Origin of the sequence: Pseudomonas shirazica (genome assembly GCF_015168335.1) — a bacterium.
Classification (GTDB): Bacteria; Pseudomonadota; Gammaproteobacteria; order Pseudomonadales; family Pseudomonadaceae; genus Aquipseudomonas; species Aquipseudomonas asiatica.
This window is the reverse complement of record NZ_CP063456.1, coordinates 4,138,452-4,164,690: the sequence shown is the minus strand read 5'-3', so window position 1 is coordinate 4,164,690 and position 26,239 is coordinate 4,138,452. Positions and strand designations below refer to the sequence as shown.

The window sequence follows — 26,239 nt, the reverse complement described above, 5'->3', positions numbered from 1 at the left end:
CGCTTCGCAGCACAAGGCTGCTCCTACATCTGTTTCGGGCCAGTAACGCCTGCGCCAATGCGCGCGACTGCCTTGATTTTCCGACACGCTGCCGAGGTGGACGCCAAGGGGCCGCGCGCCACTCCCCCAGGAATAATTGGCCCGAAACAGATGTAGGAGCAGCCTTGTGCTGCGAAGCGCCGCGTGGGCGGCGCTCGATTTCACAGGCGCTAAATCTCTAAAGGTAGGCCCCCTGAATTCTGACCCGCAAGTCCGGTTCCGCCGCCCGGCAGCCGTGGCTTAGAGCGGGTGCCGAAACCCTTCGAATTAGGCTAGAATGCACGGCCTCTAAGCACACCCCTTCCTGAGGCTGTCCCGACGATGTTGATCCTGCGCGGCGCTCCTGCCCTTTCTGCCTTTCGCCACGGTAAATTACTCGAGCAACTGAGCCAGAAAGTCCCCGCTGTTACTGGTTTGTATGCCGAATTTGCCCATTTCGCCGATGTCGACGGCGAGCTGACCGCCGACCAGCAGCAGGTGCTGGGCCGTCTGCTCAAGTACGGCCCGAGCGTGCCGGTACAGGAGCCGAGCGGCCGCCTGTTCCTGGTCGTGCCGCGCCTGGGCACCATTTCGCCGTGGGCCAGCAAGGCCAGCGACATCGCTCACAACTGCGGCCTGCAGTCGATCCAGCGCCTGGAGCGCGGTATCGCCTACTACGTTGCCGGCAACCTGAGCGAAGCCGACGCCGAACTGATCGCGGCCGAGCTGCACGACCGCATGACCCAGCGCGTGCTCGGCCAGCTGGAGCAGGCCGCTGACCTGTTCAGCCATGCCCAGCCCAAGCCGATGACCTCGGTGGACATCCTCGGCGGCGGCCGTGATGCCCTGGCCAAGGCCAACATCGACCTGGGCCTGGCCCTGGCCGAAGACGAGATCGACTATCTGGTCAACGCCTTCCAGGGCCTCAAGCGCAACCCGAACGACATCGAACTGATGATGTTCGCCCAGGCCAACTCCGAGCACTGCCGCCACAAGATCTTCAACGCCAGTTGGGACATCGACGGCCAGGCTCAGGAAAAGAGCCTGTTCGGCATGATCAAGAACACCTACCAGATGCACAACGAAGGTGTGCTGTCTGCGTACAAGGACAACGCCTCGGTGATCGTCGGCAACGTTGCCGGCCGTTTCTTCCCGAACCCTGAAACCCGCCAGTACGGCGCGGTGCAGGAGCCGGTGCACATCCTGATGAAGGTCGAGACGCACAACCACCCGACCGCCATCGCCCCGTTCTCCGGCGCCTCCACCGGCTCCGGCGGCGAAATCCGCGACGAAGGCGCGACCGGCCGTGGCGCCAAGCCCAAGGCTGGCCTGACCGGCTTCACCGTGTCCAACCTGCGTATCCCGGGCTTCGAGCAGCCGTGGGAGCAGGCCTACGGCAAGCCTGAGCGCATCGTCGACGCCCTCGACATCATGATCGAAGGCCCACTGGGTGGCGCTGCGTTCAACAACGAATTCGGTCGCCCGGCCCTGACCGGCTACTTCCGTACCTTCGAGCAGGCCATCAACACCCCGCACGGTGAAGAAGTGCGCGGCTACCACAAGCCGATCATGCTGGCCGGTGGCATGGGCAACATCCGTGAAGACCACGTGCAGAAAGGCGAGATCACTGTCGGCGCCAAGCTGATCGTGCTCGGCGGCCCGGCCATGCTGATCGGTCTGGGCGGCGGCGCCGCTTCGTCGGTGGCGACCGGTGCCAGCTCGGCTGACCTCGACTTCGCTTCGGTACAGCGCGAAAACCCGGAAATGGAGCGCCGTTGCCAGGAGGTCATCGACCGCTGCTGGCAGCTGGGCGACAACAACCCGATCGCCTTCATCCACGACGTCGGCGCCGGTGGTATCTCCAACGCCTTCCCAGAACTGGTCAACGACGGTGGCCGTGGTGGCCGCTTCGAACTGCGCAACGTGCCCAACGACGAGCCGGGCATGGCCCCGCACGAAATCTGGAGCAACGAATCGCAAGAGCGTTACGTGCTGGCCGTCAGCGCCGTCGACTTCGAGCGCTTCAAGGCAATCTGCGAGCGTGAGCGTTGCCCGTTTGCCGTAGTGGGTGAAGCGACTGAAGAGAAGCACCTGACCGTAAGCGACAGCCATTTCGGCAACACGCCGGTAGACATGCCGCTCGACGTACTGCTGGGCAAGCCGCCACGCATGCACCGTTCGGTTACCCGCGAAGCCGAGCTGGGCGATGACTTCGACCCGAGCAAGCTGGACCTGGACAACGCCGTTCAGCGCGTTCTCAGCCACCCGGCCGTGGCCAGCAAGAGCTTCCTGATCACCATCGGCGACCGCACCATCACCGGCCTGGTAGCTCGTGACCAGATGGTCGGCCCGTGGCAGGTACCGGTGGCCGACTGCGCCGTCACCGCCACCAGCTTCGACGTATACACCGGTGAAGCCATGGCCATGGGCGAGCGTACCCCGCTGGCGCTGCTGGATGCCCCGGCGTCCGGCCGCATGGCAATTGGCGAGACACTGACCAACCTGGCTGCCTCGCGCATCGAGAAGCTGTCCGACATCAAACTGTCGGCCAACTGGATGTCTGCCGCCGGCCACCCAGGTGAAGACGCCCGCCTGTACGACACCGTCAAGGCTGTCGGCATGGAGCTGTGCCCGGAGCTGGGCATTACCATTCCGGTCGGCAAAGACTCGATGTCGATGAAGACCAAGTGGAGCGACGAGGGCGTAGAGAAGAGCGTTACCTCGCCAATGTCGCTGATCATCACCGGCTTCGCCCCGGTCACCGACATCCGCAAGACCCTGACCCCGCAACTGCGCATGGACAAGGGCGAGACCGACCTGATCCTGATCGACCTGGGCCGCGGCAAGAACCGCATGGGCGCTTCGATCCTGGCACAGACCTACGGCAAGATCGCTGCCCAGGCACCGGACGTCGACGATGCCGAAGACCTGAAGGCGTTCTTCGCCGTGATCCAGGGCCTGAACGAAGATGGTCACCTGCTGGCCTACCATGACCGTTCCGACGGCGGCCTGGTCACCACCGTGCTGGAAATGGCCTTCGCCGGCCACTGCGGCCTCGACCTGCACCTTGACCCGCTGACCGACAGCAAAGGCGACGTGCCGGCTATCCTCTTCAACGAAGAACTGGGCGCGGTCATCCAGGTTCGCCAGGATGCCACCCCGGACGTACTTGCACAGTTCAGCGCCGCTGGCCTGGGTGAAGGCTGCGTCGCGGTGATCGGCAAGCCGGTCAACAACGGTGAAGTGTCCATCAGCCTGAACGGCGAAGTGCTGTTCGACGACGACCGCCGCATGCTGCAGCGCCAGTGGGCCGAGACCAGCTACCAGATCCAGCGCCTGCGCGACAACGCCGACTGCGCCGACCAGGAATTCGACCTGCTGCTCGAGGAAGACAACCCGGGCCTGTCGGTCAAGCTGGGCTTCGACGTCAACGACGACATCGCCGCGCCGTACATCAAGAAGGGCGTGCGTCCGCAAGTGGCCATCCTGCGCGAGCAGGGCGTCAACGGCCAGGTCGAGATGGCAGCCGCCTTCGACCGCGCCGGCTTCGCCGCCATCGACGTGCACATGAGCGACATCCTCGCCGGCCGTGTCGACTTCGAAGCCTTCAAGGGCCTGGTCGCCTGCGGTGGCTTCTCCTACGGTGACGTGCTGGGTGCCGGTGAAGGCTGGGCCAAGTCGGCGCTGTTCAACAGCCGCGCCCGTGACGCCTTCCAGGCCTTCTTCGAGCGCACCGACAGCTTCGCCCTGGGCGTGTGCAACGGTTGCCAGATGATGTCCAACCTGCACGAACTGATCCCGGGCACCGAGCACTGGCCGCACTTCGTGCGCAACCGCTCGGAGCAGTTCGAGGCGCGTGTGGCCATGGTCGAAGTGCAGAAGTCCAACTCGATCTTCCTGCAGGGCATGGCCGGTTCGCGCATGCCGATCGCCATCGCCCACGGTGAAGGCCATGCGGAGTTCGCCAGCGAAGAAGCACTACTGGCAGCCGACCTGTCCGGTTGCGTGGCCCTGCGCTACGTTGACAACCATGGCAAGGTCACCGAAGCCTACCCGGCCAACCCGAACGGCTCGCCGCGTGGTATCACCGGCCTCACCAGCCGCGACGGCCGCGTGACCATCATGATGCCGCACCCGGAGCGTGTGTTCCGTGCCGTGCAGAACTCCTGGCGCCCGGATGAGTGGCAGGAAGATGCCGCGCTGATGCGTATGTTCCGTAACGCACGGGTGTGGGTGAACTAAGGCGTGTACAAGCTCGCCTTCTTTGTCCCCGCCAGCCACGTCGAAGTGGTCAAGGCCGCTGTGTTCGCCGCTGGTGGCGGGCGCATCGGTGACTATGACCACTGCGCCTGGCAGACGCTGGGCCAGGGCCAGTTCCGCCCGCTGGACGGCAGCCAGCCGTTCCTCGGGCAAACCGGCCAGGTCGAGGTGGTGGAAGAGTGGAAGGTGGAGCTGGTGGTGGCTGACGACCTGATTGCCCAGGTCGTCGCTGCACTCAAGCAGAGCCACCCGTACGAGACGCCAGCCTACGAAGTCTGGCGGCTCGCCGAGTTCTAGACCGCATCAAGGCTATTCGCGGGCAAGCCCGCTCCTACAGGAATATCGCAGTCATCAGAACCTGTGATATCTCTGTGGGAGCTGGCTTGCCGGCGATAGGGCCCTACAATCCAGCCACAATCTCCTTGCCCTGCCCAGGCCGCTTCAACCACCCACAAGCCAGCAACCCCACCTCGAACAGCACCCACATCGGCACCGCCAGCATCGTCTGTGAAAACACATCCGGCGGCGTCAGGATCATCCCCACCACAAAGCAGCCGACGATCACGTAGGGCCTGCTGCGCCGCAATGTAGCTACATCGGCCAACCCCACCCAGACCACGATAAACGTCGCCACCGGGATCTCGAACGCCAGCCCGAACGCCAGAAACAGCGCAAGGATGAAGTCCAGGTACTGGCTGATATCAGTCATCATCGCCACCCCCTCCGGTGTCACGCTGGCAAAGAAGCCGAACATCATCGGGAACACCAGGAAGAAGGCGAAGGCCATGCCGGCGTAGAACAGCACGATGCTCGATACCAGCAACGGCAGGGCAATGCGCCGTTCACGGCGGTACAGCCCCGGCGCCAGAAAGCCCCAGGCCTGGTGCAGCAGTAGTGGCATGGCGATAAACACTGCGCACATCGCAGTCAGCTTGAACGGCGTCAGGAACGGCGAAGTGACGCTGGTGGCGATCATGCTCGCGCCTTCCGGCAAGAAGCGCCGCAACGGCTCGGAAATCAGCGTATACAGCGTCTGGGCAAAGGGGAACAGGCCGGCGAACGCCAGCGCCACCAGCGCCAGGCAACGCATCAGGCGTTTGCGCAGGTCGCGCAGGTGTTCGGTCAGCGGCATGCTCGCCGCCGGGTCCATGGCAATGCTCATGAAAGGTTTTCCTTGGGGGGAGCGACCGTGGCCGCATCATTGGCCGGCTCCGCTTTCAGGCTGATGCCTTGGCGGATCTCCTGTTCCAGGCGCTGCAAAGGCGCACTGTCGAGAGTGGGTAGCTCGACAGCGGGCAGTTCGATCTCCCGCTCCACCTGCCTGCGCAAGGCGTGCATGGCCCTGCGCGCCTGGCCCAGGCCGCGCCCGAGGGTGCGTGCAGCCACCGGCAGGCGCTCCGGGCCTAAAACCAATAGTGCGACGATGCCGACCAGCAGCAACTCGCTGAAGCCTACCTCGAACATCAGGGCTGACGGTCTGCTTGCGGTTGCTGCGTACCCTGACCGGTCAACGGGCACTGTTGCTGCACCTGCGTTTGCGCTGGGGGAGTGGCGTCAGTGTCACCGCCCATGGACTTGCGAAAACCCTGGATCGCCTCGCCCATATCGCTGCCCAGGCCCTTGAGGCGCTTGGTACCAAACAGCAGGAATACGATCAGCAGTACGATCACCAGTTGCCAGATTCCAATGCCACCCATTGCGACCACTCCTGTAAGGTCATGAAAAGGAAAGACAATCCTGCCTCGCGCAGATGACGTACACATGACGAACGGTCACTGCCATCTACCTGCAACACCGGGCGTGTTGACTGGCGTCTTTATTCGGCGACAGGGGCAGGCAAGGATGGGTGGCAGGCAACAGCAGGGCGCGGCCCTGCTGATGGTGATGGTTGTGCTGGCGATGCTGGCGGCGGGCATGGCCTGGCTGGTGGAAGATGGCCGACGCCAGGTCGATGATGTGCGTCTGTTGCACCAGCGGGTGCAGGCGCGCGCGATGGAGCAGGCCGGCCTGGCCTATGCCGAGCAGGCCCTGCGTGACCCCAGCTGGCGGCTTAGCCCACTGTTCTGGCAGGCCTTGCGCGGGCAGCCGTTGAACTACGATTTTGGCGCCGGCCAGGCGCAGTTGCGGGTGCGCGACCAGCACACCTGTTTCAACGTCAATGCGCTGCTCGGTGCTGACGGCGAGCGTGCTGCGCGCCAGTTGCGCTACCTGCTGGGCGACGACATGGCTGCCGAGCGCCTGGTCGATGCCCTGGCCGACTGGCTGGATGCCGACAGCGATGCCCGCCTGCAGGGCGCCGAGAGCGCCCAGTACCTGCGCCAGCAACCACCACGCCTGGCTGCCAACCAGCCGATGCTCGATACCAGCGAGCTGAATCTGCTACTGGAGCCGGACGCCAGCCGCCAGGGCCGTTACCCGATGCTGTGCGCCTTGCCGCAGACCACCGGCTGGCGGCTGAATGCCAATGCCCTGGGGCTGGAGCATCTGCCGTTGCTGGAGGCGCTGTATGAAGGGCGTTATCCACGCTCGTTGCTCAGCCGCATCATCAGCGGCCGGCCGGCGTCGGGGTATGTGGATGCAACTGCGCTACGCCAGGCCCTGGGGGCGGTGGATGACGAAACCTTCGAGCGCTTGAGCGAAGGGCTGCTGCTGAACAGCGGGTATTTCCTGTTGCAGCTGTCGTTCGCGGAGGAGGGGCGGGTGATACGCAGTGAGTTCCAGGTGGAGGCGCTGGGGGTGGTGCAATGGCATGCCCGGGTACCGGCGCAGCAGGTGCGGGTGCGCAGCCGCGAGCCGATGGTGTGGTAGGGCTTGAGATTGCCGGGGCTGCTTTGCAGCCCATCGCGACACAAGGCCGCTCCTACAGGGGAATGCGATCCCTTGTAGGAGCGGCCTTGTGTCGCGATAGGGCCGCAAAGCGGCCCCTATGCCCAGAACGGTCAGACAGTCCCAATCTCGCCGCCATCAGTACGCTGGATCACCACAGTCACAGCCTGAAGCCTTTCCGTGGCCCATGTCGCGGAACTATTTTTCGCTGAGCAATACATCCTTGGAAGAGGCGCGTCACAAGACCACGGCGCTGCTCCAATTTGCTCGACAGCACCCTTGGATTGCAAAAGCTAATTCAATGGCGGTTGAAGCATTATGGTGCTATCGGAAATATACATTTCGAATGGCTGATGCAGTATCACTGATTAGGCGTCTATCGAGATAAGCTAGAGTTCCGAGCTCGGCGGTTACAGCGAGAGCCGTATTGGGTTCGCCAAAAATACTATTCGTTACACGGTCGGTAGTATAGGCCACTGCAAGTCCAGCGGCTGCATGGTTTAACTGTCTGACGGCCGCATTAGACAATGGTTCTAGTACTGTGGCACTATTAATGACTCTGTTTCCTATTCTCGCGGCAAACTCGATGTCACGGATATTTAGTGAAACGTGAAATGAATCCGGTGATGGTGCTTGTTCAGTGGTATGAATTCTTATATTAACGTTGGGGCTTTGTAAGGTTTGGTTTCCGGTGCGTAACTGTGGTCTATCTACAGAATATGTTGGAAGCTTACCGGCCAGCCAATTTACTCCCCGCTTCAACCATTGCCACCATTGTCCATTTGGGTCATGCCGATTGATGGGGTCGTTCTGGCAATAGCTGTATCCATTAGGTCCACCTTTACGGAACGGAGATTGATTATCACTCTGGAGAAATCGTCTTGATCTGGGACTATAGAATCGGCGTCCATTGCCAAGTGCATAACATTGCAGCATTGTATCGAGTCGCTGCCCGCTGAATGCGACAAGATGAATGGAGTTGTTTGGAGAAATCCATAGGGCGAATAGTTTTGTGGCAAACCTTCTGGAATACTGCGCAAAGCAGTGTTTGCATTGTCGGATTGCAGAATTTGGCTGGCTTTTTTCGAGGTGTCTAGTTCCGCTAGTGTAATGCCATTGGCCCACAATAGGCGACGTGGGCTGTCACTTGCTTCACAAGTCAATTGGTTATCTTGGGAAAAGAATTTTTTCCGTTTTGATTGGGGCGTTGCTGAACGCATGTGTGTGTTCCAAAGGGTTACAAGTGGTAAAAGTATTTTTCACAAGCTTGCGGATGTCTACTGGCAGATTTATCAGGTGGTTTGAATACACTGCTACTGGGCATGCGGTCCCGAGTAGAAATGTAACGGATGATTTTTCCGGGGCTGCTTTGCAGCCCATCGCGACACAAGGCCGCTCTTACAGGGGAATGCGATCCCTTGTAGGAGCGGCCTTGTGTCGCGATAGGGCCGCAAAAGCGGCCCCCGTGCGCAGATCAATCAGGCGGTGCCGATCTCTCCGCCATCGATACGCTGGATCACCACGGTCGCAGCCCGCGGCCTTACCGTGGCACCTGCCGGGGTGGCATCGGTGGCCTTGTCGGTATACGGCCAGTTCTCCGGGTGCTGGATGTTGACGAACAGCGTCTTGTTGTCCGGGGTAAAGGTAATGCCGGTCACCTCGCAGCCATTCGGCCCGACGAAGAAGCGGCGCAGGTCCACCTGGTTCTGCGCGTTCACCGGCACCTGCTTGCCGCTGGCATCCACCAGATTGGTGGGGATCACTGCCAGCAGCTGGTCGTTGGTGTAGTCGGTCACGGTGCTCTCGCCGTTGTCGGTCTCGAACCACAACACGCCACGGCTATCGAAACTCATGCCGTCCGGGCTGGCGAACTGGTTCAGTTCGGTCAGGCCGGAGCGGTTGATGTCGGCCGTACCGGCAGCGTTGGCGCCGAACACGAAGATGTCCCAGGTGAAGCTCAGCTGGTCGTCGCTGTCGTGCCAGCGGATGATGTGGCCGTGACGGTTCGGGCCGCGCGGGTTGGCTGCATCGACCTTCTCCGGGGTGCGCGCGCTGTTGTTGGTCAGGGTCAGGTACACGTCGCCGTTCAGCGGGTTGACCGTGGTCCATTCCGGGCGGTCCATCGGCGTTGCGCCCACCGCATCGCCAGCACCACGGGTGTTGAGGATGATGCCCGGCAGGTCGCCATACAGCGCACCCAAGGTGCTGCCGCCAGTGGTCGCAGTGCCCACGTCCAGCAGCAGCCATACGCCAGTGCCGTCGGCATTGAAGCGTGCCACGTACAGCTTGCCCTGGTCGAGGTACTTGGCGCCGGTGGCCAGGCGGTCGGCGGGGTTGGCGTCGGCGGCGTCCCACACAGCGGTGGACACCCACTTGTACAGGTACTCGTTGTTCGAATCGTCGCCCATGTACCACACCAGCGGTTTGCCCGCGACCGCCAGGCCCGGGCAGCAACCTTCGTGGCGGAAACGGCCCAGCGCGGTGCGCTTGGTGGCCAGTGTGGCGCTGTTGTACGGATCGATCTCGACGATGTAGCCGTAGGTGCTGGCTTCGTTGCGGTAGTCGTCGGTGGCGCTGGCGCCTTTGACGGTGACGTCGAAACGAGCGAATTCGTCGGCCACTTCGCTGCTGTCACCGGCTGCGGTTTCCCACTTGTACTGGCCGCTGGAGGTGCCCACGCCAATGCGGCGCTGGTCTTCAGGGCGGGTACCTTTGTTGACGAAGATGCCTGGCCAGTTCTCTTCACAGGTCAAGTAGGTACCCCAGGGGGTGTAGCCGTTGCCGCAGTTGTTGTTGGTGCCGCGGCAGTGGGTGCCGTCCGGCGAATACTTGGTCTTCACGTGATCAGTGCCGCGCAGGGGGCCGGTTATTTCCATGCGCGAGGCGGTTGTGAAACGGCGGTTGAGCGGGTCGTTGTCGACCACCTGCCAGCGGCCGCCGATTTTCTGCAGGCGCACCACGCCGGCACCATGGGCGTTGATTTCCTTGCGCACTTCCTCGACCGGGCGCTTGCCGTTCACATCGGTGGTCGGGCCGGCCGGGTGCAGGGCGGCGGTGTCGATGTACTCGAAGTTGATCGCCAGCAGGCCGTCTTCGGAGCTGCCGTTGATGGGGAAGAAGTGCATGCCGTCATGGTGCATGCCCATGGCGTTGGCCTGGTCGGTCGAGGTGTTGCTGCCGTCGGATTTCCACGGGTTGCCGTTGCTGTTGATCGGCGTGCCCCAGGGCGCCAGCACATAGGCGCTGTAACCGGCGGCTACCACGCAGGCGTCGGTGCGCGAGCCCGGAATGGACTGGAAGCCCAGTGCCAGTTTCGGCACTTCCGGCTCAGTCACGGGTGGCTCGGTGACCGGATCATCGTGATCGGAACCACCACCGTCGAAGCAGCCTGTCAGGCCGGTACCGGCAATCATGGCGATGGCGGCGCCCAGGCTGCCACGCATCACGCTGCGGCGGCTCAGGTAGGCGTCCATAACGCTGGCCATCGGCAGGTTGCCGCTTTGGTTCCGGTCCAGGTTGTCGCCGGTATCTCGACTCATCAGGGTGTCCTTATGTTGGCTGAGTTGGAGGAACCGCGACTTTAGTGCGCAAATATGATGATTCATTGGCAGAAATGTTAAAGGGGTTTTAAAACAACTCGCTCTTAGAAGCGTGCTCTACAGATCAATTTGGAATGGCTGTCGGATTTCTGCCATCAAACTGTAATGCCAACGCCGCAACATCCGGGGCCCTGAATGAACATGGATAAGGATGGCGGGTTCGATGGCAAGCAGTGTGCACAGGCGCGAAGTGATCAGCTGGATGGGTATCGGTGCCTTGGCACCGTTGCTCGGCGCCTGCTCCGCCCTTCCTGGGCAGCAGGGCGGCAATGCCAGCTTCGACCTGCTGTACGTGGCCGACACCCTCGATGCCCGCCAGCCTGGCCAGGCCGTGGTGCCGGCCACCCGCCTTGGGCCGGTCAGCCACCTGGGCCGCGCCCCATGGATGACCGGCAGCAGTGCCAGCATCGCCTACCCGCAACTGGCACCATTGCTCGATGCCAGCCAGGCTGCATCTGCCCAGCTGGGCGGCTATGCGGTGCTGGCGGCGTTGCTCGAGCAACTGCGCGGCGAGGCTGGGGCGGGCAACAGCCTGACCCTGGAAAACGGCCAGGGCTGGAATGGCAGTGGCCTGGCCTACCTGACCCAGGGCGAAAGCGGCCTGCAGGGCAGCCAGCTGCTGGGCAGCGAAGCGCGGGTCAGCAGTGACGAGCGCGTGCTGTGGCCACAGCGCAGCCCGGCGCTGTATCGCCAGGCTGGCACCGTTACCCTGGGCGCCGGGCTGGCAGACACACAACGCCGGGCTTTGGGCCTGGAAGCCTTGCGCGTCTTCGAACGTGGCGGTGCACGTATTGCTGTGGTCGGCGTGACCGACCCCTACGCCCAAGACCAGAAAGCCTCTCTTAAACAGTGGTACCAATCATTGCAGCCGGTGTTCGAACAGGCGCGGCGCGATGCTGACCTGGTGGTAGCCATGGCCGATGTCGGTACCGGGCCGGGCCTGTGGCTGGCCGAGCGGGTGCCGCAGATCGACGTGTTGCTGTGCGCCCGCGGCCAGGACCTGTGGCCGGCGCCGGTCGAGGTTAGCCAGGCCAGTGGCCGCCGCGTGCCGGTGCTGTTCGCCGGTTGCCGGGGCAGCGGCGCCTTCCGCCTGCGCTGCCAGCGCGTGGCCGGGCTGTGGCAGTTCGACGGGCGTTTCTTCCCAGCCTTTGAGCACCAGCTGGCACCCGCCGCGCAGCAGCGTATCGGGGCATTGCAGGCAGAATTGCGCCAGCAGCGCGCCGGCCACGCAGCCTGGCTCGACCAACCGCTGGCCCGCGCACCCCAGGCGCTGTGGCGCCGCGATACCCGAGGCGGCAGCTGGGACCGCCTGCTGCATCAGGCCCTGGCCGACGACAGCAGCATGCCGGTGTTGCTGCCGGGCCTGCGTTACGACTATCCGCTGCCCGCCGGGGCGGCCATTACCCGCGAACACCTGATCAGCCTCACCGGTGGCTACCCGGCACCGGTGGTCGAAGCTCCGGCCCGGCAGGTCGAACAAGTGCTGGAAAACGCCGCGGAGCAACTGTTCGGCGACCCGCTGCTGCTGGACAACAGCCAGGACCTGCCGCGCTGGCAGGGCCAGGCCTGGCGTGTCAGCTACAGCCCGCAAGGCAAGCGCATCAGTGGCCTGGAGCCGGTGCAGGGCCTGTGCCGCACCTTTGGCCTGCAATTCGAAAACCAGGCCGGCGAGCCGCTGTGGCAACGGGTCGAAGCCTGGCTCGCCCGCCAGGCAAGCGACTGGCAACTGGCGCCGCTGCAACTGCCCGAAGTGCGCTACGTGCAGGGGCACCCGGGCTGGCACCCAAGGCAACTGGCCTCGTGATGCTCGCCTCGCGCCTGCTGACTGGCGCTGGCCTGACCCTGGTCGGCTGGCTGGCGGCCCAGTGCGTGCTGCAACTGGGCCGCCAGCCGCAACCGGCCACTGCGCCCGCCGCGCCCGACAAGCCGCTGCCTGGCTTGATGGTCGGCCATTGGCAGGTACCCGTCAACGACGGTGCCATCGCCATCACCCGCCTGCCGTTGCAATACCTGGGTGGCCTCAAGGCCCAGCCGCTGGCCTCCAGCGTGGTGGTGCTGCGCTATGGCGAACAGGTGCGCACCTTGGCCCGCGGCCAGCGCCTGGCGCCAGGGATCGTGCTGCAGGACATCGACAGCGATGGCCTGATTTTCAACAACCAGGGGCGGCGTGAACGCCTGCCCTGGCCGCCACGCCCCGCCGTGACCGGCTTCAAGCGGCAAGGATGAACGATGCCTGTTAGATATTGCGTGGCGGCCGCACTGAGCCTGGCCCTGTCCATGGCCTGTGCTGAAGAGCCGGTGTTCGACGACAACGGTACGCCGATGTACGAGGTGAACTTCGTCGACACCGAACTGGGCGAGTTCATCGACAGCGTGTCGCGCATCACCGGCACCACCTTCATCGTCGACCCCCGGGTCAAGGGCAAGGTCACCGTGCGCACCGTCGACCTGCACGACGCCGATGCCATCTACGACATCTTTCTGGCCCAGCTGCGCGCCCAGGGCTACGCCACTGTCGACCTGCCCAATGGCAGCGTGAAGATCGTTCCCGACCAGGCCGCTCGCCTGGAGCCTGTGCCGGTGGAGGCGGGAGGGCAGCAGGGGGAAGGCAGCGACAGTGTGGCTACGCGGGTATTCAATGTGCGTAACGCCGCCAGCGAGCAGGTGCTGGGCATTCTCAAGCCCCTGATCGACCCACGGGTCGGTGTGATCACACCTTATCCGGCGGCGCACCAGTTGGTAGTTACCGACTGGCGCAGCAACCTGGAACGTATCGCCAGCTTGCTGCGCCAGCTTGACCGCCCCCAGGACGCACCAGGCAGTGGCAGTACCCAGGTCATCTACCTGCGCCATGCCAATGCTGGCGAAGTGGTCAAGGTGTTGCGTGGGCTCAGCCAGGAAGGCATGGCGCCCTCTGAAGGTGCGGGCGAAGCAGAGGGCAAGGAAAGGCCCGTAGTGCCTGTCGCCGGGGGGGCGGGCATCCGCCTGGAATACGAAGAAGGCACCAACGCCGTGGTCATGGTCGGCCCCGACAGCGAGCTGGCCGCTTACCGCGCCATCGTCGAGCAGCTGGACATCCGCCGTGCCCAGGTAGTGGTGGAAGCGATCATCGCCGAGGTGTCCGACAGCAGCGCCCAGGAGCTGGGCGTGCAGTGGCTGTTCGCTGACGAGAAGTTCGGTGCCGGCATCGTCAACTTCGGTAGCAACGGGGTAAACATCGCCAGCATCGCAGGGGCCGCTGCCAGCGGCGACAACGAGGCCCTTGGCGATTTGCTGTCCAGCACCACCGGCGCCATGGCGGGTATCGGCCATTTCGGCGGCGGCTTCAACTTCGCCATGCTGGTCAACGCGCTGAAGGGCAAGAGCGGCTTCAACCTGCTGTCCACGCCCACCCTGCTGACCCTGGACAACGCCGAGGCGTCGATCCTGGTCGGCCAGGAAGTGCCCTTCGTCACCGGATCGGTGACGCAGAACAACGCCAACCCGTACCAGACCATCGAGCGCAAGGAAGTCGGGGTGAAGCTGCGCATCAAGCCGCAGATCAACATCGACAACAGCGTGCGCCTGGACATCGTCCAGGAAGTGTCGTCGATTGCCGACACCACGGCTGCCAGCGACGTGATCACCAACAAGCGCGAGATCAAGACCAAGGTCATGGTCGAGGACAACGGCCTGGTGATCCTCGGCGGCCTGATCAGCGACGAACTGAGCACCAGCGACCAGCGTGTGCCGCTGCTTGGCGATATCCCTTACCTGGGCCGGCTGTTCCGCTCCGACGCCACGAAGAACACCAAGCAGAACCTGATGGTGTTCATCCGCCCGCGCATCCTGCGTGACGGGCCGAGCCTGGCCGGGCTCAGCGAAGACAAGTACCGCACCTTGCAGCAGACCACGCCGCTGCAGTTGCCCGACCTGGCGGATGCGCAAAACGCTACGCCGCTGTTGCAGGTGTTCCCCTCCAGCCGCGCACGGCTGGAAGGCGGTGACTGGTGATGCTGCCTTATCGCCAGGCACGGCAGAGCGGGGTGGCCATGGCCCCTGCGGAGCAGGGCTGGCAGCTATGGTTGCGGCACGACGCCGACAGCGCCCAATTGCAAGAGCTGCTGCGCGTGCACGGCCAGCCCAGCCTGCTCGAATACCTGGAGCCTGCACTGTTCGACGAACGCCTCGGCCAGCTGTACCAGGCCGGCGATGCCGCCACCGAGGCGCTGATCGAAGGCATCGGCGACCAGGTCGACCTGGACAGCCTGATGAGCGAAATGCCGCGCATCGAGGACCTGCTGGAAAGCGACGACGAAGCCCCGGTAATCCGCCTGATCAACGGCCTGTTCGGCCAGGCCCTGCGCCTGCGTGCCTCGGACATTCACATAGAAACCTTCGAGCAGAGCCTGGTGGTGCGCTTGCGTGTCGATGGCCACCTGCGCGAAGTGTTGCGCCCACCGCGTGCGTTGTCGGCCATGCTGGTGTCGCGGATCAAGGTCATGGCCCGTCTGGACATCGCCGAAAAGCGCCAGCCCCAGGATGGCCGTATCACCCTGCGTGCGGCGGGGCGCGAAGTGGATGTGCGGGTCTCGACCCTGCCCGGCATCCACGGCGAACGGGTGGTGATGCGCGTGCTCGACAAGCAGGCCAACCTGCTGGCGCTGGGCAACCTGGGCATGCCGGCGGCGGTGTTGCAGGGCCTGCGCAGTTGCCTGGCACGGCCCAACGGCATAGTGCTGTCCACGGGGCCGACCGGTTCGGGCAAGACCACGACCCTGTATGCCAGCCTCAACAGCCTCAACGACGGCAGCCGCAACATCCTCACGGTCGAGGACCCGGTGGAATACGCTATCGCCGGCATCGGCCAGACTGCCATCAACCCGCGTGCCGGGCTGACCTTTGCCAGCGGCCTGCGCGCCATCCTGCGCCAGGACCCGGACGTGATCATGCTCGGCGAAATCCGTGACCAGGAGACCGCGCAGATCGCCGTGCAGGCCAGCCTCACCGGCCACCTGGTGTTGTCCACGCTGCACACCAACAGTGCGGTGGGCGCGGTGACCCGCCTGCGCGACATGGGCATCGAACCGTTCCTGATTGCCTCGTGCCTGCGCGGCGTACTGGCCCAGCGCCTGGTGCGGCGCTTGTGCAGTTGCGCCGTGGCGCACCCGCTGCAGCCGGCGGAACGCGACCTGTGGCCCGAGCTGGCGGCGCTGGGCAGCAGCTACCACGCGGTGGGCTGCGAGCAGTGCCAGGGCAGCGGGTATGTCGGGCGCCTGGGCCTGTATGAGTTCATCGAGCTGGATGCCGGGCTGATCGGCCTGTTGTACGACGGCGCCAGCGAACTGGCCATGCAGGACTACCTGGCCGAGCGCCGGCAGAGCCTGGTGGCGATGGCCAGTGACTGCCTGGCCCGTGGCGAGACCAGCCTGGCCGAAGTACTACGCGTGGTGCAGGGCTGAGCCATGCCGACCTATCGCTACCAGGCCGTCGACCTCGCCGGCAAGACCCACAAGGCCAGCTTGCAGGCCGACAGCGAACGTCATGCCCGCCAGTTGTTGCGTGAGCAGGGCCTGTTCGCCCGCCGCTTGCAGCGTCACGAAGCCGGCACCCGGCAACCCCGGCGCCAGCGCCTGAGCCGCGTCCAGCTATGCGAACTGACTCGTCAGCTGGCCACCCTGACCGGTGCCGGTATCCCTCTGGTCGACGCCCTGGCTACCCTGGAACGGCAACTGCGCCAGCCCGCCTTGCACAGTGTGCTGGTGGCCTTGCGCGGCTCGTTGGCCGAAGGCCTGGGGCTGGCTCGCAGCCTGGCACGTCAGGGGGCACCGTTTACCGGCCTGTACTGCGCGCTGGTCGAGGCCGGCGAGCGGTCCGGTCGCCTGGCCCAGGTGCTGACCCGCCTCGCTGACCACCTGGAGCAGGTTCAACGACAGCAGCACAAGGCACGTACCGCGCTGATCTACCCCACCGTGTTGATGGGGGTGTCGCTTGCCGTGGTGGTAGGCCTGATGACCTTCGTCGTACCCAAGCTCACCGAACAATTCGCCCATGCCGGGCAAAGCCTGCCGCTCATTACCTCGTTGCTGATCGGCCTGAGCCAAGGGCTGGTGCAGGCCGGGCCCTGGCTTTTGGCGCTGGCCCTGTTGCTTGGCGCGCTCGGCGGCTGGTTGCTGCGCAAGCCGCACTGGTGCCTGCGCCGTGACCAGCTGCTGCTACGCCTGCCACATATAGGCAACCTGCTGCAGGTGCTGGAAAGCGCGCGCCTGGCACGCAGCCTGGCAATCCTCAGCGGCAGTGGCGTGGCCCTGCTCGAAGCCCTGCAAGTGGCCACCGAAACCGTCGGCAACCGCCGTATCCGCCTGGCCATGGAGCAGGTGCGCCAGCAAGTTCAGGGCGGCACCAGCCTGCATCGCGCGCTGGATGCCTGCCAGCAGTTCCCGCCGCTGCTGGTGAACATGGTCGGCAGCGGCGAGGCCAGCGGCACCCTGGCCGACATGCTCGAGCGCGTGGCCGATGACCAGGAGCGCGGCTTCGCCCGCCAGGTCGATACCGCCATGGCGCTGTTCGAACCCCTGATGATCCTGGTGATGGGCGCCGTGGTGCTGTTCATCGTGCTGGCGGTGCTGTTGCCGATCATGCAACTCAACCAGGGCCTGCAACTGTGACGACAAGGAGTACTGCCATGCAGCATCGACGTAACCGCCAGCGCGGTTTCACCCTCATGGAAATCATGGTGGTGATCTTCATCATCGGCCTGCTCATCGCCGTGGTCGCGCCCAGCGTGCTGGGCAACCAGGACAAGGCCATGAAGCAGAAGGTGATGGCCGACCTGGCCACCCTGGAGCAAGCGCTGGACATGTACCGCCTGGACAACCTGCGCTTCCCCAGTAGCGAGCAGGGCCTGGCCGCGCTGGTGAAAAAGCCGGCCCAGGAGCCGCTGCCACGGGCCTGGCGCAGCGACGGCTACGTGCGCCGCCTGCCGGAAGACCCATGGGGCACCCCTTACCAGTACCGCATGCCCGGCGAACATGGCCGGGTCGACGTGTACTCGCTGGGTGCCGACGGGCTGCCGGGCGGCGAAGGCCAGGATGCCGACCTGGGTAACTGGGAACTGTAACGGGTGCGTCGTCAGCGGGGCTTCAGCCTGATCGAATTGCTGGTGGTGCTGGCCATCGCCGGGCTGATGACCGGATTGGCGGTGGCCGGGTTCGGCAACAGCCAGGCCAGTGTCGACCAGGCGCTGCAACGGCTGGCGAGCGAGGCCCGGTCGCAGGCCGCGCTGGCCCGGCATGCCGGGCAGCTGCGCGGGCTGCGCTGGAATGGCCAGCGTCCGGAGTTCGTCCGGCGCGAGGGTAATGGCTGGGTGGTCGAGGCAGTCGCCCTTGGTGACTGGCCCAAGGGGCTGCGCCCGGACTGGCCGGCCAGCCCGCAGCCGCGCCTGTTGTTCACCCCACATGGCTGGGCGCAACCAGGCAAGGTGCGCTGGCGTTGGGCCGATGGCAGCCAGCAATGGGCCTGGAGCCGCGATGGCCGCATGCAGGTGGTGGTCGCCCCATGAAGCGGCATCAGCGTGGCTTCACCCTGCTGGAGGTAACCGTGGCCCTGGCGATTGCCGCGGTGCTGGCGGTGATCACCAGCCAGGTTTTGCGCCAGCGCCTGGCGGTGCAGGACAACCTGCAGCAACACCGCCTTGGCCTGCTATGCGCGCGAGAACTGCAAACCCGCTTTGCCGTCGAGCAGTACTGGCCAACTGAAAACCAGGTTGGCGGTGAACTGAGCCAGGGCGGCCAGCGCTGCCACTGGCAACTGCAACTGCGCCGCACCGGCGTACGCGACCTGCGCCGTGGCGAGCTGCTGTTGTTCGCCGACCGCGACCAGCGCCTGCCGCTAGGCCAGTACACCGTGTTTCTGGAGCGGCCATGAGTTACAGAGATCGTGAAGCGTGCGCGGTCCCTGTAGGAGCGGGTTTACCCGCGAAGCAGGCACCGCGGTGCATGGCACCGGCTTCGCCGGTGTTCGCGGGTGAACCCGCTCCCACAGATGCTCAGTTCAACCCCCCGCGCAGATGTCTACCCACGAGGCACCGCCAGGCCGGCCTTACCCTGATCGAGCTGATGGTAGCCCTGGCACTTACCGCCGTGCTCGGCATCATGCTCGCCGCCCTGGTCAACGGCTGGCTCAAGGTTCGCGAACGCCTGCAGGTCACCAACCAGGAAACCTCGGTATTGGATTTCTGCCTGGCCCTGGAGCGTCGCTTCGACAGCCCGGTAATGCGCCGTGTCTACGACCAGCGCCTGCCCTTGGCCAGCCGCTGGCTGGACTGGCAACCGGCAAGCAACCAGTTGCTCTGGGTCGCCATCACCGGCATGCCGGAAGCCGAAGGCGGCTCGCGCCTGCAGCGCCAGCGCCTGCGCTTCGAGGCGCGTGAGCAGCGCCTGCTGCTGGAAAGCTCGGCCGATCTCTATGCCGCCGCCGCCCCACGCTGGGTCCAGCGCGAGCGGCTCGACCGGGTCAGCGCCATGAATGTTCTTTATTACCAGGGCGGCCGCTGGCTGGCCTGGCCTTCCGACCAACCTGCGCACCCCGGCCGTGGCGTGCGTCTGGAACTGCAGCGTGACGGAGCACCTTATGTCTGCACATTCGCCCTCCCGTGGGGGCGCTCATGAAGTTTGAATGGCGGCGGCGCAGCCCGGCCCAGTCGTGGCTGTTGCTGCGACCGGGCGTTGTCTGGCACTGGGCGCTGGCCGAGGGCGGCCTTGTGCAACGCCATGGGCAGGGCGAGCCCCCGGCGAACCTGCAAGCCCGTGTTGCGTTGATCCTGCCTGCCGAGACCTGCAGCTACTTCCGCGTGCCGGCACCGCCGGGGCTCAAGCGTGAAGAATGGCCGCTGTTGCTCGAAGACCGCTTGCTGCAGGCAGTCGACGAGGTGACATGCGCCTGCCTGGCCCGCGAGCCCGGCCATCTTCGGTTACTGGTAGTGGCTCGTCAGCAACTGGAGGACTGGCGCGGGCAGTGCGCCGAATGGGGCTTGCAGGTGGCACGTTGCTGGGCAGAACTACAGCTGCTGCCGCCCCCCGAGGCGGGACATGCCTGGCAATGGCAGCGCACACCCGGCATGTATTTGTACAAAGGGCTGGCCGAAGACAGGCAGGAGCACTGGCTGGCCTGGCCGGATGCACTGGGCGAGGTGCCACGGCAGCCGTGGGCGGAGCTGCAAAAGGTTTCGCTGAGCGGAGACTGGCCCAGTACGCTGGCACCGCTCGATTTATTGCCAGGCCTGTTCGAGCGTACCCGCAAGGTGCGTTCGCTGCCGGTGGTTTCCCGGCCACAGCAACGGCTGCTCGCGGCCTGCCTGGTACTGGCTGCCGTCTGGGGCGGGCTGTGGTTGAACAAGCAGTGGGCCCAGGCGCAACTCTGGCGCAGCCAGGTCATCGCCGTGACCGGTGAGCAGGCCAGCCCCCGGCACGCCGCGCAGGCCCTCAAGCGCCTGCGCGAAAGTGAACTACAACAGCAACTGCGTACACGACAGCTTGAAGACTTGCAGGCGGCGCTGCAGACATGGCTGCGTGACCATCCCGGCTGGCACTTGCAAGCGGTACGTTTCGACGGCCAGCGTTGGCACCTGCGGCTGGAGGGTGACGGCAGTACGCCGCCATGGAGCGACATGGCGACAGCTGCCGGGGCCTCCGTTCAGGTGCAGGACGGCCAAGTGATGTTCGACCTGGGAGCCGCCTCATGAACCGGAACTGGATACAGCGTCACCGTTTGAAGTTCGCCTGGCTACTGATTGCTGTTTTGCTGGCTTTCCTGGCCCTGCGCGCAGGCCTTGCGCAATGGCTCGAGCTCAGCCAGTGGCGCGGGCTGGCCGAACAGGCCGCCAGCCTTCAAGGCGGCCCGGGGGTGAGCCTGGAGCGGCTACGCCAGTCGGCCCAGGCGCGGCAGATCGAACTGGCCGAGGTCGATGCGCAGGGCAAGACCTGGCAACTGCGTGGGCAGGTGGCCGACGAGCGAGTGCTGCAAGGCTGGTTGCAGACCCTGCGTGCAGAAGGCGTACAGCCATTGCAGTGGGGGCTGGAACAGCATGAAAAGAGATTGCGCTTCGACCTGGTGGTGCGGCCATGAGCCGAAGAAGTGTGGCGTGGGTGCTGTTGGTATTCACCGTGACATTGCTGGTGGAACTGCCGGCCAGCTGGGTGGTGCGCGGGATAGGCCTGCCAGCGCGTGAGGTCAGCGGCAGCCTGTGGCAAGGCCAGGCGCAGCAACTGGGGCCGGTCGGGCCATTGCGTTGGGTGGTGCAGCCCTGGCGCATGCAGGCGAACGCGCAGCTCGGCTTCCAGGGCCAGGCCTGGCAGTTGCGCGCCGAAGGCTGGCCATGGCGTTGGCGGCTGGAGGCGACGGCCATGGGGGCCCAGGCGACGGTGACGACGGATTTCCGCTTGGCCGGCCAGTGGCAAGGCGCGTTGCGGGTGCAGGGAGCAGGGCGGCAATGCCGTGCCAGCGAAGGCCGCATCGCGGTAACCGACCTTGCCTTGAGCGAGCCCTGGTCACTGGGCCTGGGGCAGGGCTGGCTGGAAATGGACTGCCGCAGCGGCTGGCACCTGCGCGGGCAGTTGGCGCAGCCGGGGCAGCATCTGTTGGCCGTGGATGCTGACCTGCCAGCGCGACGGGCGCAAGTGGTGGTGGAGTTGCAGCCAGAAGCGGCGCTGACGCCTTTGCTGCGTGGCGTGCAGTGGCTTGGGCCGCAGGCGCTGGCAGGGCAGCGGGATTTGCGCTGGTAGACAGGTGTTATCGCCGGCAAGCTGGCTCGGCTCCTACAACTTATCCAATCGACTCCGACCCGTCCTTTGTAGGAGCAGCCTTGTGCTGCGAAGAGGCCGGTACGAGCAATAATCAGGCTTTGTCAGTACCAACCTCTTCGCAGCACAAGGCTGCTCCTACAAAAACTCACTGAACCAATGAGTTCCATGAGAGCGGGTTTACCCGCGAACACGGGCGAAGCCCGTGCCCTCCAGCGCGGCGCCTGCCTCAGTTTTTCTTGCCCTGCACACTCGAAGCCCACTGCTCACTGCGATTGTGCCCACTGGTCCTCAACAACCCCAGGTCCAGTGCATTTTCCCCATCCGCCGCACCCTTGCCCTTGGCCAGCTCGGCCACCGCCGTGCCCAGGTCCACCGGTGAGTTGGACGCATCGATCGACACATCCCGGCGATAGTCGTTACCGCTCAGTGTTTCCCGGCTAACCGAGTTGGCGTCGAGTACCACATCGCCTTTGGCCGACTGCATGCGTGCCCCCACCAGGTGAGCGTTGCCACCAACCTGCAGGTCGATGCCGTCGCTACCTTTGAGCGTGGCCTGCTGGCCTACGCTGTCGCGCTGCGCGTGCGACACGTCGAGGCTGAAGGTGGGCGAGAGCCCCGGGTCTGCCTTGCTCAGGGCGGAGCCAGCTTTTTCATTCACCTTGCTCCCCAGTGGCCCTGCCACCGAAGTGGCCGCGTTGACGTAGCCTCGCGGGTTTTTCTCCTGGCTCAGGCGGGCATCACCTTTCACGCTCAGGGTATCGACGCTGTCCTTGCGGCTGGCGATACGCAGGTCGCCATCGATCATTCCCTTGATATGCCCAGCTTCCACGGTGGTGCCTTCGAGGCGGGTATCGCCGCGGCTTTGCAAGTCGATGCGCTCGGCGCGCAGGTCGCTGGCATTCCAGGTGAGGTTGTCGCGCTTGTCGAGCTCCACTTTGACGCGGCCATGCAGGCCGCGAGTATCGAGCGCGCCCTTGGCCATGTCGAAGCCGGCCCCGGCGGTGATGTCGAGGTTGTCACGTCGCTCCTGGCTGGATGACGCTTCCACCAGCATGCCCCCATTCGATGCGTCGAGGGTTATTTGTTCGGCCGAAGCCTGCAGGCCCTCAAGGTGCAGGGCGACATTCTCGCGGGCGCTGCTGCCCAGGGTCACTGTGCCGTTGCTTGCGAACAGGGCATTCACCGCCTGGCGTGCCTCTTCATCCTGCTTGCCGTGGCTGAAGTGGCCTCCGATGGCACCGCCCTTGGTGTCGCCAGCCTTGACCGCCAGCTCCACGCCGCCGCCCATCTTGGCGCCGGTAGCGTTCTGGGTATCGCTGGCCGCCTTGACCTGCAGCCGGCCGCCGCTTTGCAGTTGAATGTCGCCGGTCTTGGCCTCACGGCTGCCAATGCGGGTGCCTTCGAGCAACAGGTCGCCGCCACTGCTCAGATGTACCTGGCCCTTGGCGTCGATCTGCGCCACCTGGGCCTTGCGCTGTGTGCTCTGGCTCTGGCCGTGGTCGAGGTAGCCCCGGCCATAGACGCCGGTGCTGCCCGGGCGGTTGCCGACCTTGGCCCAGGCATTGCCGTCGAGCTGGCGTGACTGCTGTTCGACCTGGTCGGTTGCCTGGGGCAATGTCAGCGAACCGGCACTGCTCATGACCACGCTGCCTTCACCGCCATCGATGCGCGTCCCTTCATAATGGCCTGAGCTGCCCAGTTGCACCTGGATGCCCTGTTGCCCATACAGGCTGCCGGGTACGGCGCTGCTGGTGCTGTCCTTTTTGTCCAGCGAGCCGCCTTTGCCGGCAGCGCGTACATTCAGGTCTTCGCCGGTGCTGGTGTCCAGGCGAACATCGCCGCCGTAGGCCAGGCGTTGCACGGTATTTTCCTGGGTGTTCTCGGCCGCCTGCATCTGGTGTTGTCGGGCCTCGATCTGCAGCTTGCCGGCGTTGGCGCGCCAGGCGGTGCCCTGGTCGGTGATGTTGTCGGCCTTGACTTCGACCTCGGCCCCGGACAACTCGCTCACCTGGGCAAAGCCGCGGCGCTGGTTTTCCAGGCGCTTGATGTGCTCCACGGTCATGTCGGCGCCAACGCTGGGTGGCGCCATGGCGTCTTCGGGGGAGGCTTGCTGGAAGCGTGCGGCTTCTTCGCCCAGCACCAGGCGTTCGATGGGGCGGGTAAGGTCGCGATACTCGACACTGGCGCCGAGGCTGCCCGACCAGTCGTCACGGCTTTGTTCACGTTCCTCGATATCCTGCACCGCGCGGTTGTCGATGCGTTTGGCCGTTACCTGCAGAGTGTTGCCAGCCTTGACGCGTGCGGCCTCGGTGACCAGTTCATCGCCTTTGAGCTTCAGGTCGCCGCTGGCCTGCAATGTGCTGCGTTGCGCCTTGCTGTCGCGTTCAGTCTGCACCTGGCGGTTGTGATGGCCTTCGAACAAGCTGCCCAGCCGGTCGATGCCGCCGGTCACCGTCAAGCCGCCGCCACTCTGGGTGGTGCTGGTGGTGGTGTCGTGGTCATTGCGGGTTGCCCCCAGGGTCACCTTTTGGGCCTGCACATCGAGGTCGCCTGCGGCGGCTTTCACCGTGGAACCGTTGACTTGCAGGTGGGCCCTGCTGCCAAGGCTCACCGAGGCGCCCTCGAGCTCACTGGCGACCTGGCTGGTGGTGCGTTGCCTGCTGCTGGTGGTGGCGACGTCATAGGCAATGCCGGCCGAATACTGGCGGGACTCGGGCTTGCCATCCTCGGCCTCCTGGGTCTGCTTGGCGCTGGCAGTGAACCCACGTTGCTGGTTACGGGTTTCGCGCTCGTCAACCGCTTGCGCGCTGGTAATCAGCAGGTCGCCCTTGGCCTCTACCTGCAGGTGCTCGCCCGCTACGACCTTGGCGCCCTGGATGCGCATTTCCTCGGCGCTGGCCAGGCGCAAATTGGTGGCCGAGCTGACGTCGCTGGTAAGCACCTGTTGCGTACGCTCGGTGTTCTCGCGGTCGCTGCCAATCAGGCCGAACAGCTTGCTGTCGCTGGTACGGTCGGTAGAGGTGGTTCGACCATGGTCGGCTTCGATGGCCAGTGCACCTTTTGTGCTGTAGAGCACCGAGTCCTCCTTGCCGAACACGGTACTGCCCTTGATGGCTACCTGGTCAGCTGTCACGGTAAGCTTGCCATCCGCCGTGACACTGCTGCCGGCAACGGCCTGGCCTTCGCTGTCGTTACCCTTGCGGTCGCCAAAGAAGGTGCCGGATACCAGGTCGCCGCGATAGTCGCGCCGGGTACCGCGCTGCTGCAGGGCGGTGGTAGCGATGTTTGCCTCCTTGGCTTCGATCGCCATGTCGCCGCGGCTGTGCAGGCTGCTCCCCTTCACATCGACAGTATTCTTGGCCTTGAGCGTCATACGCTGGGCCTGGAGCGCACTGCCTTGTGCGGTTTCCTTGTACTGTTCGGTATCACTGTCACCGCGCCACAAGTCCTTGCGGTGGCGAACCTGCTCTTCGGTGTGTTGGCTGTCGATGCCCGCAGCGATGGCCAGGTTGGCGCCGCTGTCGAGGGTCAGCTCATTGCCAGCATCCACCTTGGCAGCCACCAGGCGCATGTCGTCAGCGGATTGCAGCAGCACGCTGTCCTTGCCTTGCAAGCGGCTGCCCTGTTGCTGCTGCTGGGTGGTGGTAGTTTCGCGGTTGTAGGTTTCGCGGGTGACGAACAGGAACTTCTTGTTCCAGCTGTCGCTGTCGCGCTCGATGTTCTCGCGGGTTGTGGCATCCAGCGTGAGCTTCTTGCCCGCCTTGGCCTCGATTCGCCGAGCCTGCCCATCGACGGTTTCGAGTGTCAGGTCATCGGCAGCGGTCAGCCGCAGATCGCCCTGTTCGCTGTGCAGTTCGACGGGGCTGTCGGCCTTGCCGCTGACCTGCAGGGCGCCGGCCGACTGGATGTCGACCCCGTCGATGCCAAGCAGCTGCGATGCCCCCACACGCACACCAGCACCTTCTGCGGTGCTCACCACGCGAATGCGCCCGGCGCGCATGGCACCGAACAGGCTGGCATCGATGCTGGAAGGGGTGCCGGGCAGGTGCTCGACAATTTCGCCGCTGCTGCTGTCGATACGGTTGCGACCCACTGTGATATCGATGGAGTTGCGCGCCATCAGCAGTCCTTTGCTGTCCACGCGCGGGGCAATCAGCTCGAGGGCGCCGTTGGGGTTTCGCTGGCCGCCCTCGAGCACTTGCAGGGTACCGCTGGCGTTGAGCGTGTCGAGGTACTTCAGTTGCTGGCCCTCGAACTCGGGGGTACCCACCACGAAGCCGGCGCGTGTGGTGTTGATGAAACTGCCGCCGTTGAGGGTGATGCCATTGGGGTTGGCCAGTATGTAGTCGGCCGGGCGGCCGAAGATTTCCTGCGGCCCTTCGATCAGCGAGGCGTTGCGGCTGACCACCTCGTTGAGGATGGTCGAGGCGGCCTGGCCCTGGAATTGCGGGTTGGCCGCCAGGGCACCGGCCAGTTCCGACTGCCCGGCCTGGGTGGCATTGTTCAGCACCAGCCCTGAACGGTCGACGTTGTAGTCGAGGAACTGGTTGTGTGACAGCCCGTTGGCGTTTGGCGCGACAATATCGATGACCGGGACGCCGTGGCCGTCGTTGATGACCGGTGTACCGCCGGGGCCGCTGGTTGCTGCCAGGCCGCCCTGGGCCAGTGCGGCGCCGGGCCCGAGCAGTCCGAGGAAGATGGCCCAGCGCAAGATATCCGGGCGGGAATACGGTGACTGCGAGAGTGTTTGCATGT

At 64.8% G+C, this 26,239-nt stretch carries 21 protein-coding genes; 15 read left to right on the top strand and 6 right to left on the bottom strand.

The window, feature by feature from the left end; translation table 11 throughout:
* The first annotated feature begins 360 nt into the window (after positions 1-360).
* Together purL and IMX18_RS19225 are read left to right on the top strand one after the other, a co-directional pair.
* Positions 361-4,260: a phosphoribosylformylglycinamidine synthase gene (purL, locus tag IMX18_RS19230; RefSeq protein ID WP_015269113.1), complete on the top strand. Its 3,900-nt coding sequence runs from the start codon at positions 361-363 to the stop codon at positions 4,258-4,260.
* 3 nt (positions 4,261-4,263) lie between these two features.
* Complete coding sequence (locus tag IMX18_RS19225; protein ID WP_015269114.1) at positions 4,264-4,575, top strand: YqfO family protein; 312 nt, start codon at positions 4,264-4,266, stop codon at positions 4,573-4,575.
* Between the two features lie 103 nt (positions 4,576-4,678).
* Here the strand turns inward: IMX18_RS19225 and tatC are convergent, their stop codons facing one another.
* From tatC to tatA, 3 genes are read right to left on the bottom strand one after another with little or no spacing between them, the layout of a single operon-like run.
* A complete protein-coding gene (tatC, locus tag IMX18_RS19220; RefSeq protein ID WP_054573196.1) occupies positions 4,679-5,440 on the bottom strand; it encodes a twin-arginine translocase subunit TatC in 762 nt (253 codons plus the stop codon).
* Positions 5,437-5,742: a Sec-independent protein translocase protein TatB gene (gene tatB, locus IMX18_RS19215; RefSeq protein ID WP_015269116.1), complete on the bottom strand. Its 306-nt coding sequence runs from the start codon at positions 5,740-5,742 to the stop codon at positions 5,437-5,439. The genes tatC and tatB overlap by 4 nt, the downstream gene beginning before the upstream one ends.
* Complete coding sequence (gene tatA, locus IMX18_RS19210) at positions 5,742-5,975, bottom strand: twin-arginine translocase TatA/TatE family subunit (RefSeq protein WP_015269117.1); 234 nt, start codon at positions 5,973-5,975, stop codon at positions 5,742-5,744. The genes tatB and tatA overlap by 1 nt, the downstream gene beginning before the upstream one ends.
* 145 nt (positions 5,976-6,120) lie before the next feature.
* Here tatA and gspK point away from each other — a divergent pair, with 145 nt between their 5' ends.
* Complete coding sequence (gene gspK, locus IMX18_RS19205) at positions 6,121-7,086, top strand: type II secretion system minor pseudopilin GspK (RefSeq protein WP_015269118.1); 966 nt, start codon at positions 6,121-6,123, stop codon at positions 7,084-7,086.
* Between the two features lie 342 nt (positions 7,087-7,428).
* On the opposite strand, the gene IMX18_RS19200 is transcribed toward gspK, so the two are convergent.
* Positions 7,429-8,040 (bottom strand): RHS repeat-associated core domain-containing protein, encoded by a 612-nt coding sequence (locus IMX18_RS19200; protein ID WP_232880415.1) that lies wholly within the window; start codon positions 8,038-8,040, stop codon positions 7,429-7,431.
* Positions 8,041-8,582: 542 nt separating this feature from the next.
* Positions 8,583-10,643 carry a PhoX family protein gene (locus tag IMX18_RS19195; RefSeq protein WP_015269119.1) on the bottom strand — a complete coding sequence of 687 codons (2,061 nt, stop codon included), beginning with the start codon at positions 10,641-10,643 and terminating at the stop codon, positions 8,583-8,585.
* A 223-nt stretch (positions 10,644-10,866) separates the two neighbouring features.
* Here IMX18_RS19195 and IMX18_RS19190 point away from each other — a divergent pair, with 223 nt between their 5' ends.
* The 12 genes from IMX18_RS19190 to IMX18_RS19135 all read left to right on the top strand — a co-directional run bounded on the left by IMX18_RS19190 (position 10,867) and on the right by IMX18_RS19135 (position 21,463).
* The gene (locus IMX18_RS19190; protein ID WP_054573197.1) at positions 10,867-12,507 is read left to right on the top strand and encodes a bifunctional UDP-sugar hydrolase/5'-nucleotidase; all 1,641 of its coding nucleotides are present in this window, start codon (positions 10,867-10,869) and stop codon (positions 12,505-12,507) included.
* Positions 12,504-12,929 (top strand): pilus assembly protein PilZ, encoded by a 426-nt coding sequence (locus tag IMX18_RS19185; protein ID WP_170976270.1) that lies wholly within the window; start codon positions 12,504-12,506, stop codon positions 12,927-12,929. The genes IMX18_RS19190 and IMX18_RS19185 overlap by 4 nt, the downstream gene beginning before the upstream one ends.
* A gap of 3 nt (positions 12,930-12,932) precedes the next feature.
* Complete coding sequence (gspD, locus tag IMX18_RS19180) at positions 12,933-14,696, top strand: type II secretion system secretin GspD (RefSeq protein WP_173585793.1); 1,764 nt, start codon at positions 12,933-12,935, stop codon at positions 14,694-14,696.
* On the top strand, positions 14,696-16,144 hold the full coding sequence (locus IMX18_RS19175) for a GspE/PulE family protein (protein WP_054573198.1): 1,449 nt from the start codon (positions 14,696-14,698) through the stop codon (positions 16,142-16,144). Before gspD ends, IMX18_RS19175 begins: the two co-directional genes overlap by 1 nt.
* Positions 16,145-16,147: 3 nt before the next feature.
* Positions 16,148-17,350, top strand: coding sequence for a type II secretion system inner membrane protein GspF (gspF, locus tag IMX18_RS19170; RefSeq protein WP_061551021.1), 1,203 nt, complete (start codon positions 16,148-16,150; stop codon positions 17,348-17,350).
* Positions 17,351-17,367: 17 nt separating this feature from the next.
* Positions 17,368-17,802, top strand: a complete 435-nt coding sequence (gene gspG / locus IMX18_RS19165) for a type II secretion system major pseudopilin GspG (RefSeq protein WP_013971171.1) — start codon at positions 17,368-17,370, stop codon at positions 17,800-17,802.
* A gap of 3 nt (positions 17,803-17,805) precedes the next feature.
* The gene (gene gspH, locus IMX18_RS19160) at positions 17,806-18,243 is read left to right on the top strand and encodes a type II secretion system minor pseudopilin GspH (protein WP_015269125.1); all 438 of its coding nucleotides are present in this window, start codon (positions 17,806-17,808) and stop codon (positions 18,241-18,243) included.
* Positions 18,240-18,608, top strand: a complete 369-nt coding sequence (locus tag IMX18_RS19155; RefSeq protein ID WP_054573199.1) for a type II secretion system protein GspI — start codon at positions 18,240-18,242, stop codon at positions 18,606-18,608. Before gspH ends, IMX18_RS19155 begins: the two co-directional genes overlap by 4 nt.
* A gap of 191 nt (positions 18,609-18,799) precedes the next feature.
* A complete protein-coding gene (locus IMX18_RS19150) occupies positions 18,800-19,351 on the top strand; it encodes a hypothetical protein (protein WP_043935375.1) in 552 nt (183 codons plus the stop codon).
* A complete protein-coding gene (gene gspL, locus IMX18_RS19145) occupies positions 19,348-20,424 on the top strand; it encodes a type II secretion system protein GspL (RefSeq protein WP_100412962.1) in 1,077 nt (358 codons plus the stop codon). The genes IMX18_RS19150 and gspL overlap by 4 nt, the downstream gene beginning before the upstream one ends.
* Positions 20,421-20,807 carry a type II secretion system protein GspM gene (gene gspM / locus IMX18_RS19140; RefSeq protein ID WP_100412963.1) on the top strand — a complete coding sequence of 129 codons (387 nt, stop codon included), beginning with the start codon at positions 20,421-20,423 and terminating at the stop codon, positions 20,805-20,807. Before gspL ends, gspM begins: the two co-directional genes overlap by 4 nt.
* Complete coding sequence (locus IMX18_RS19135; protein WP_100412964.1) at positions 20,804-21,463, top strand: general secretion pathway protein GspN; 660 nt, start codon at positions 20,804-20,806, stop codon at positions 21,461-21,463. Before gspM ends, IMX18_RS19135 begins: the two co-directional genes overlap by 4 nt.
* A gap of 247 nt (positions 21,464-21,710) precedes the next feature.
* Here the strand turns inward: IMX18_RS19135 and IMX18_RS19130 are convergent, their stop codons facing one another.
* A complete protein-coding gene (locus IMX18_RS19130) occupies positions 21,711-26,237 on the bottom strand; it encodes a hemagglutinin repeat-containing protein (protein ID WP_217190050.1) in 4,527 nt (1,508 codons plus the stop codon).
* Between the last annotated feature and the right edge of the window lie 2 nt (positions 26,238-26,239).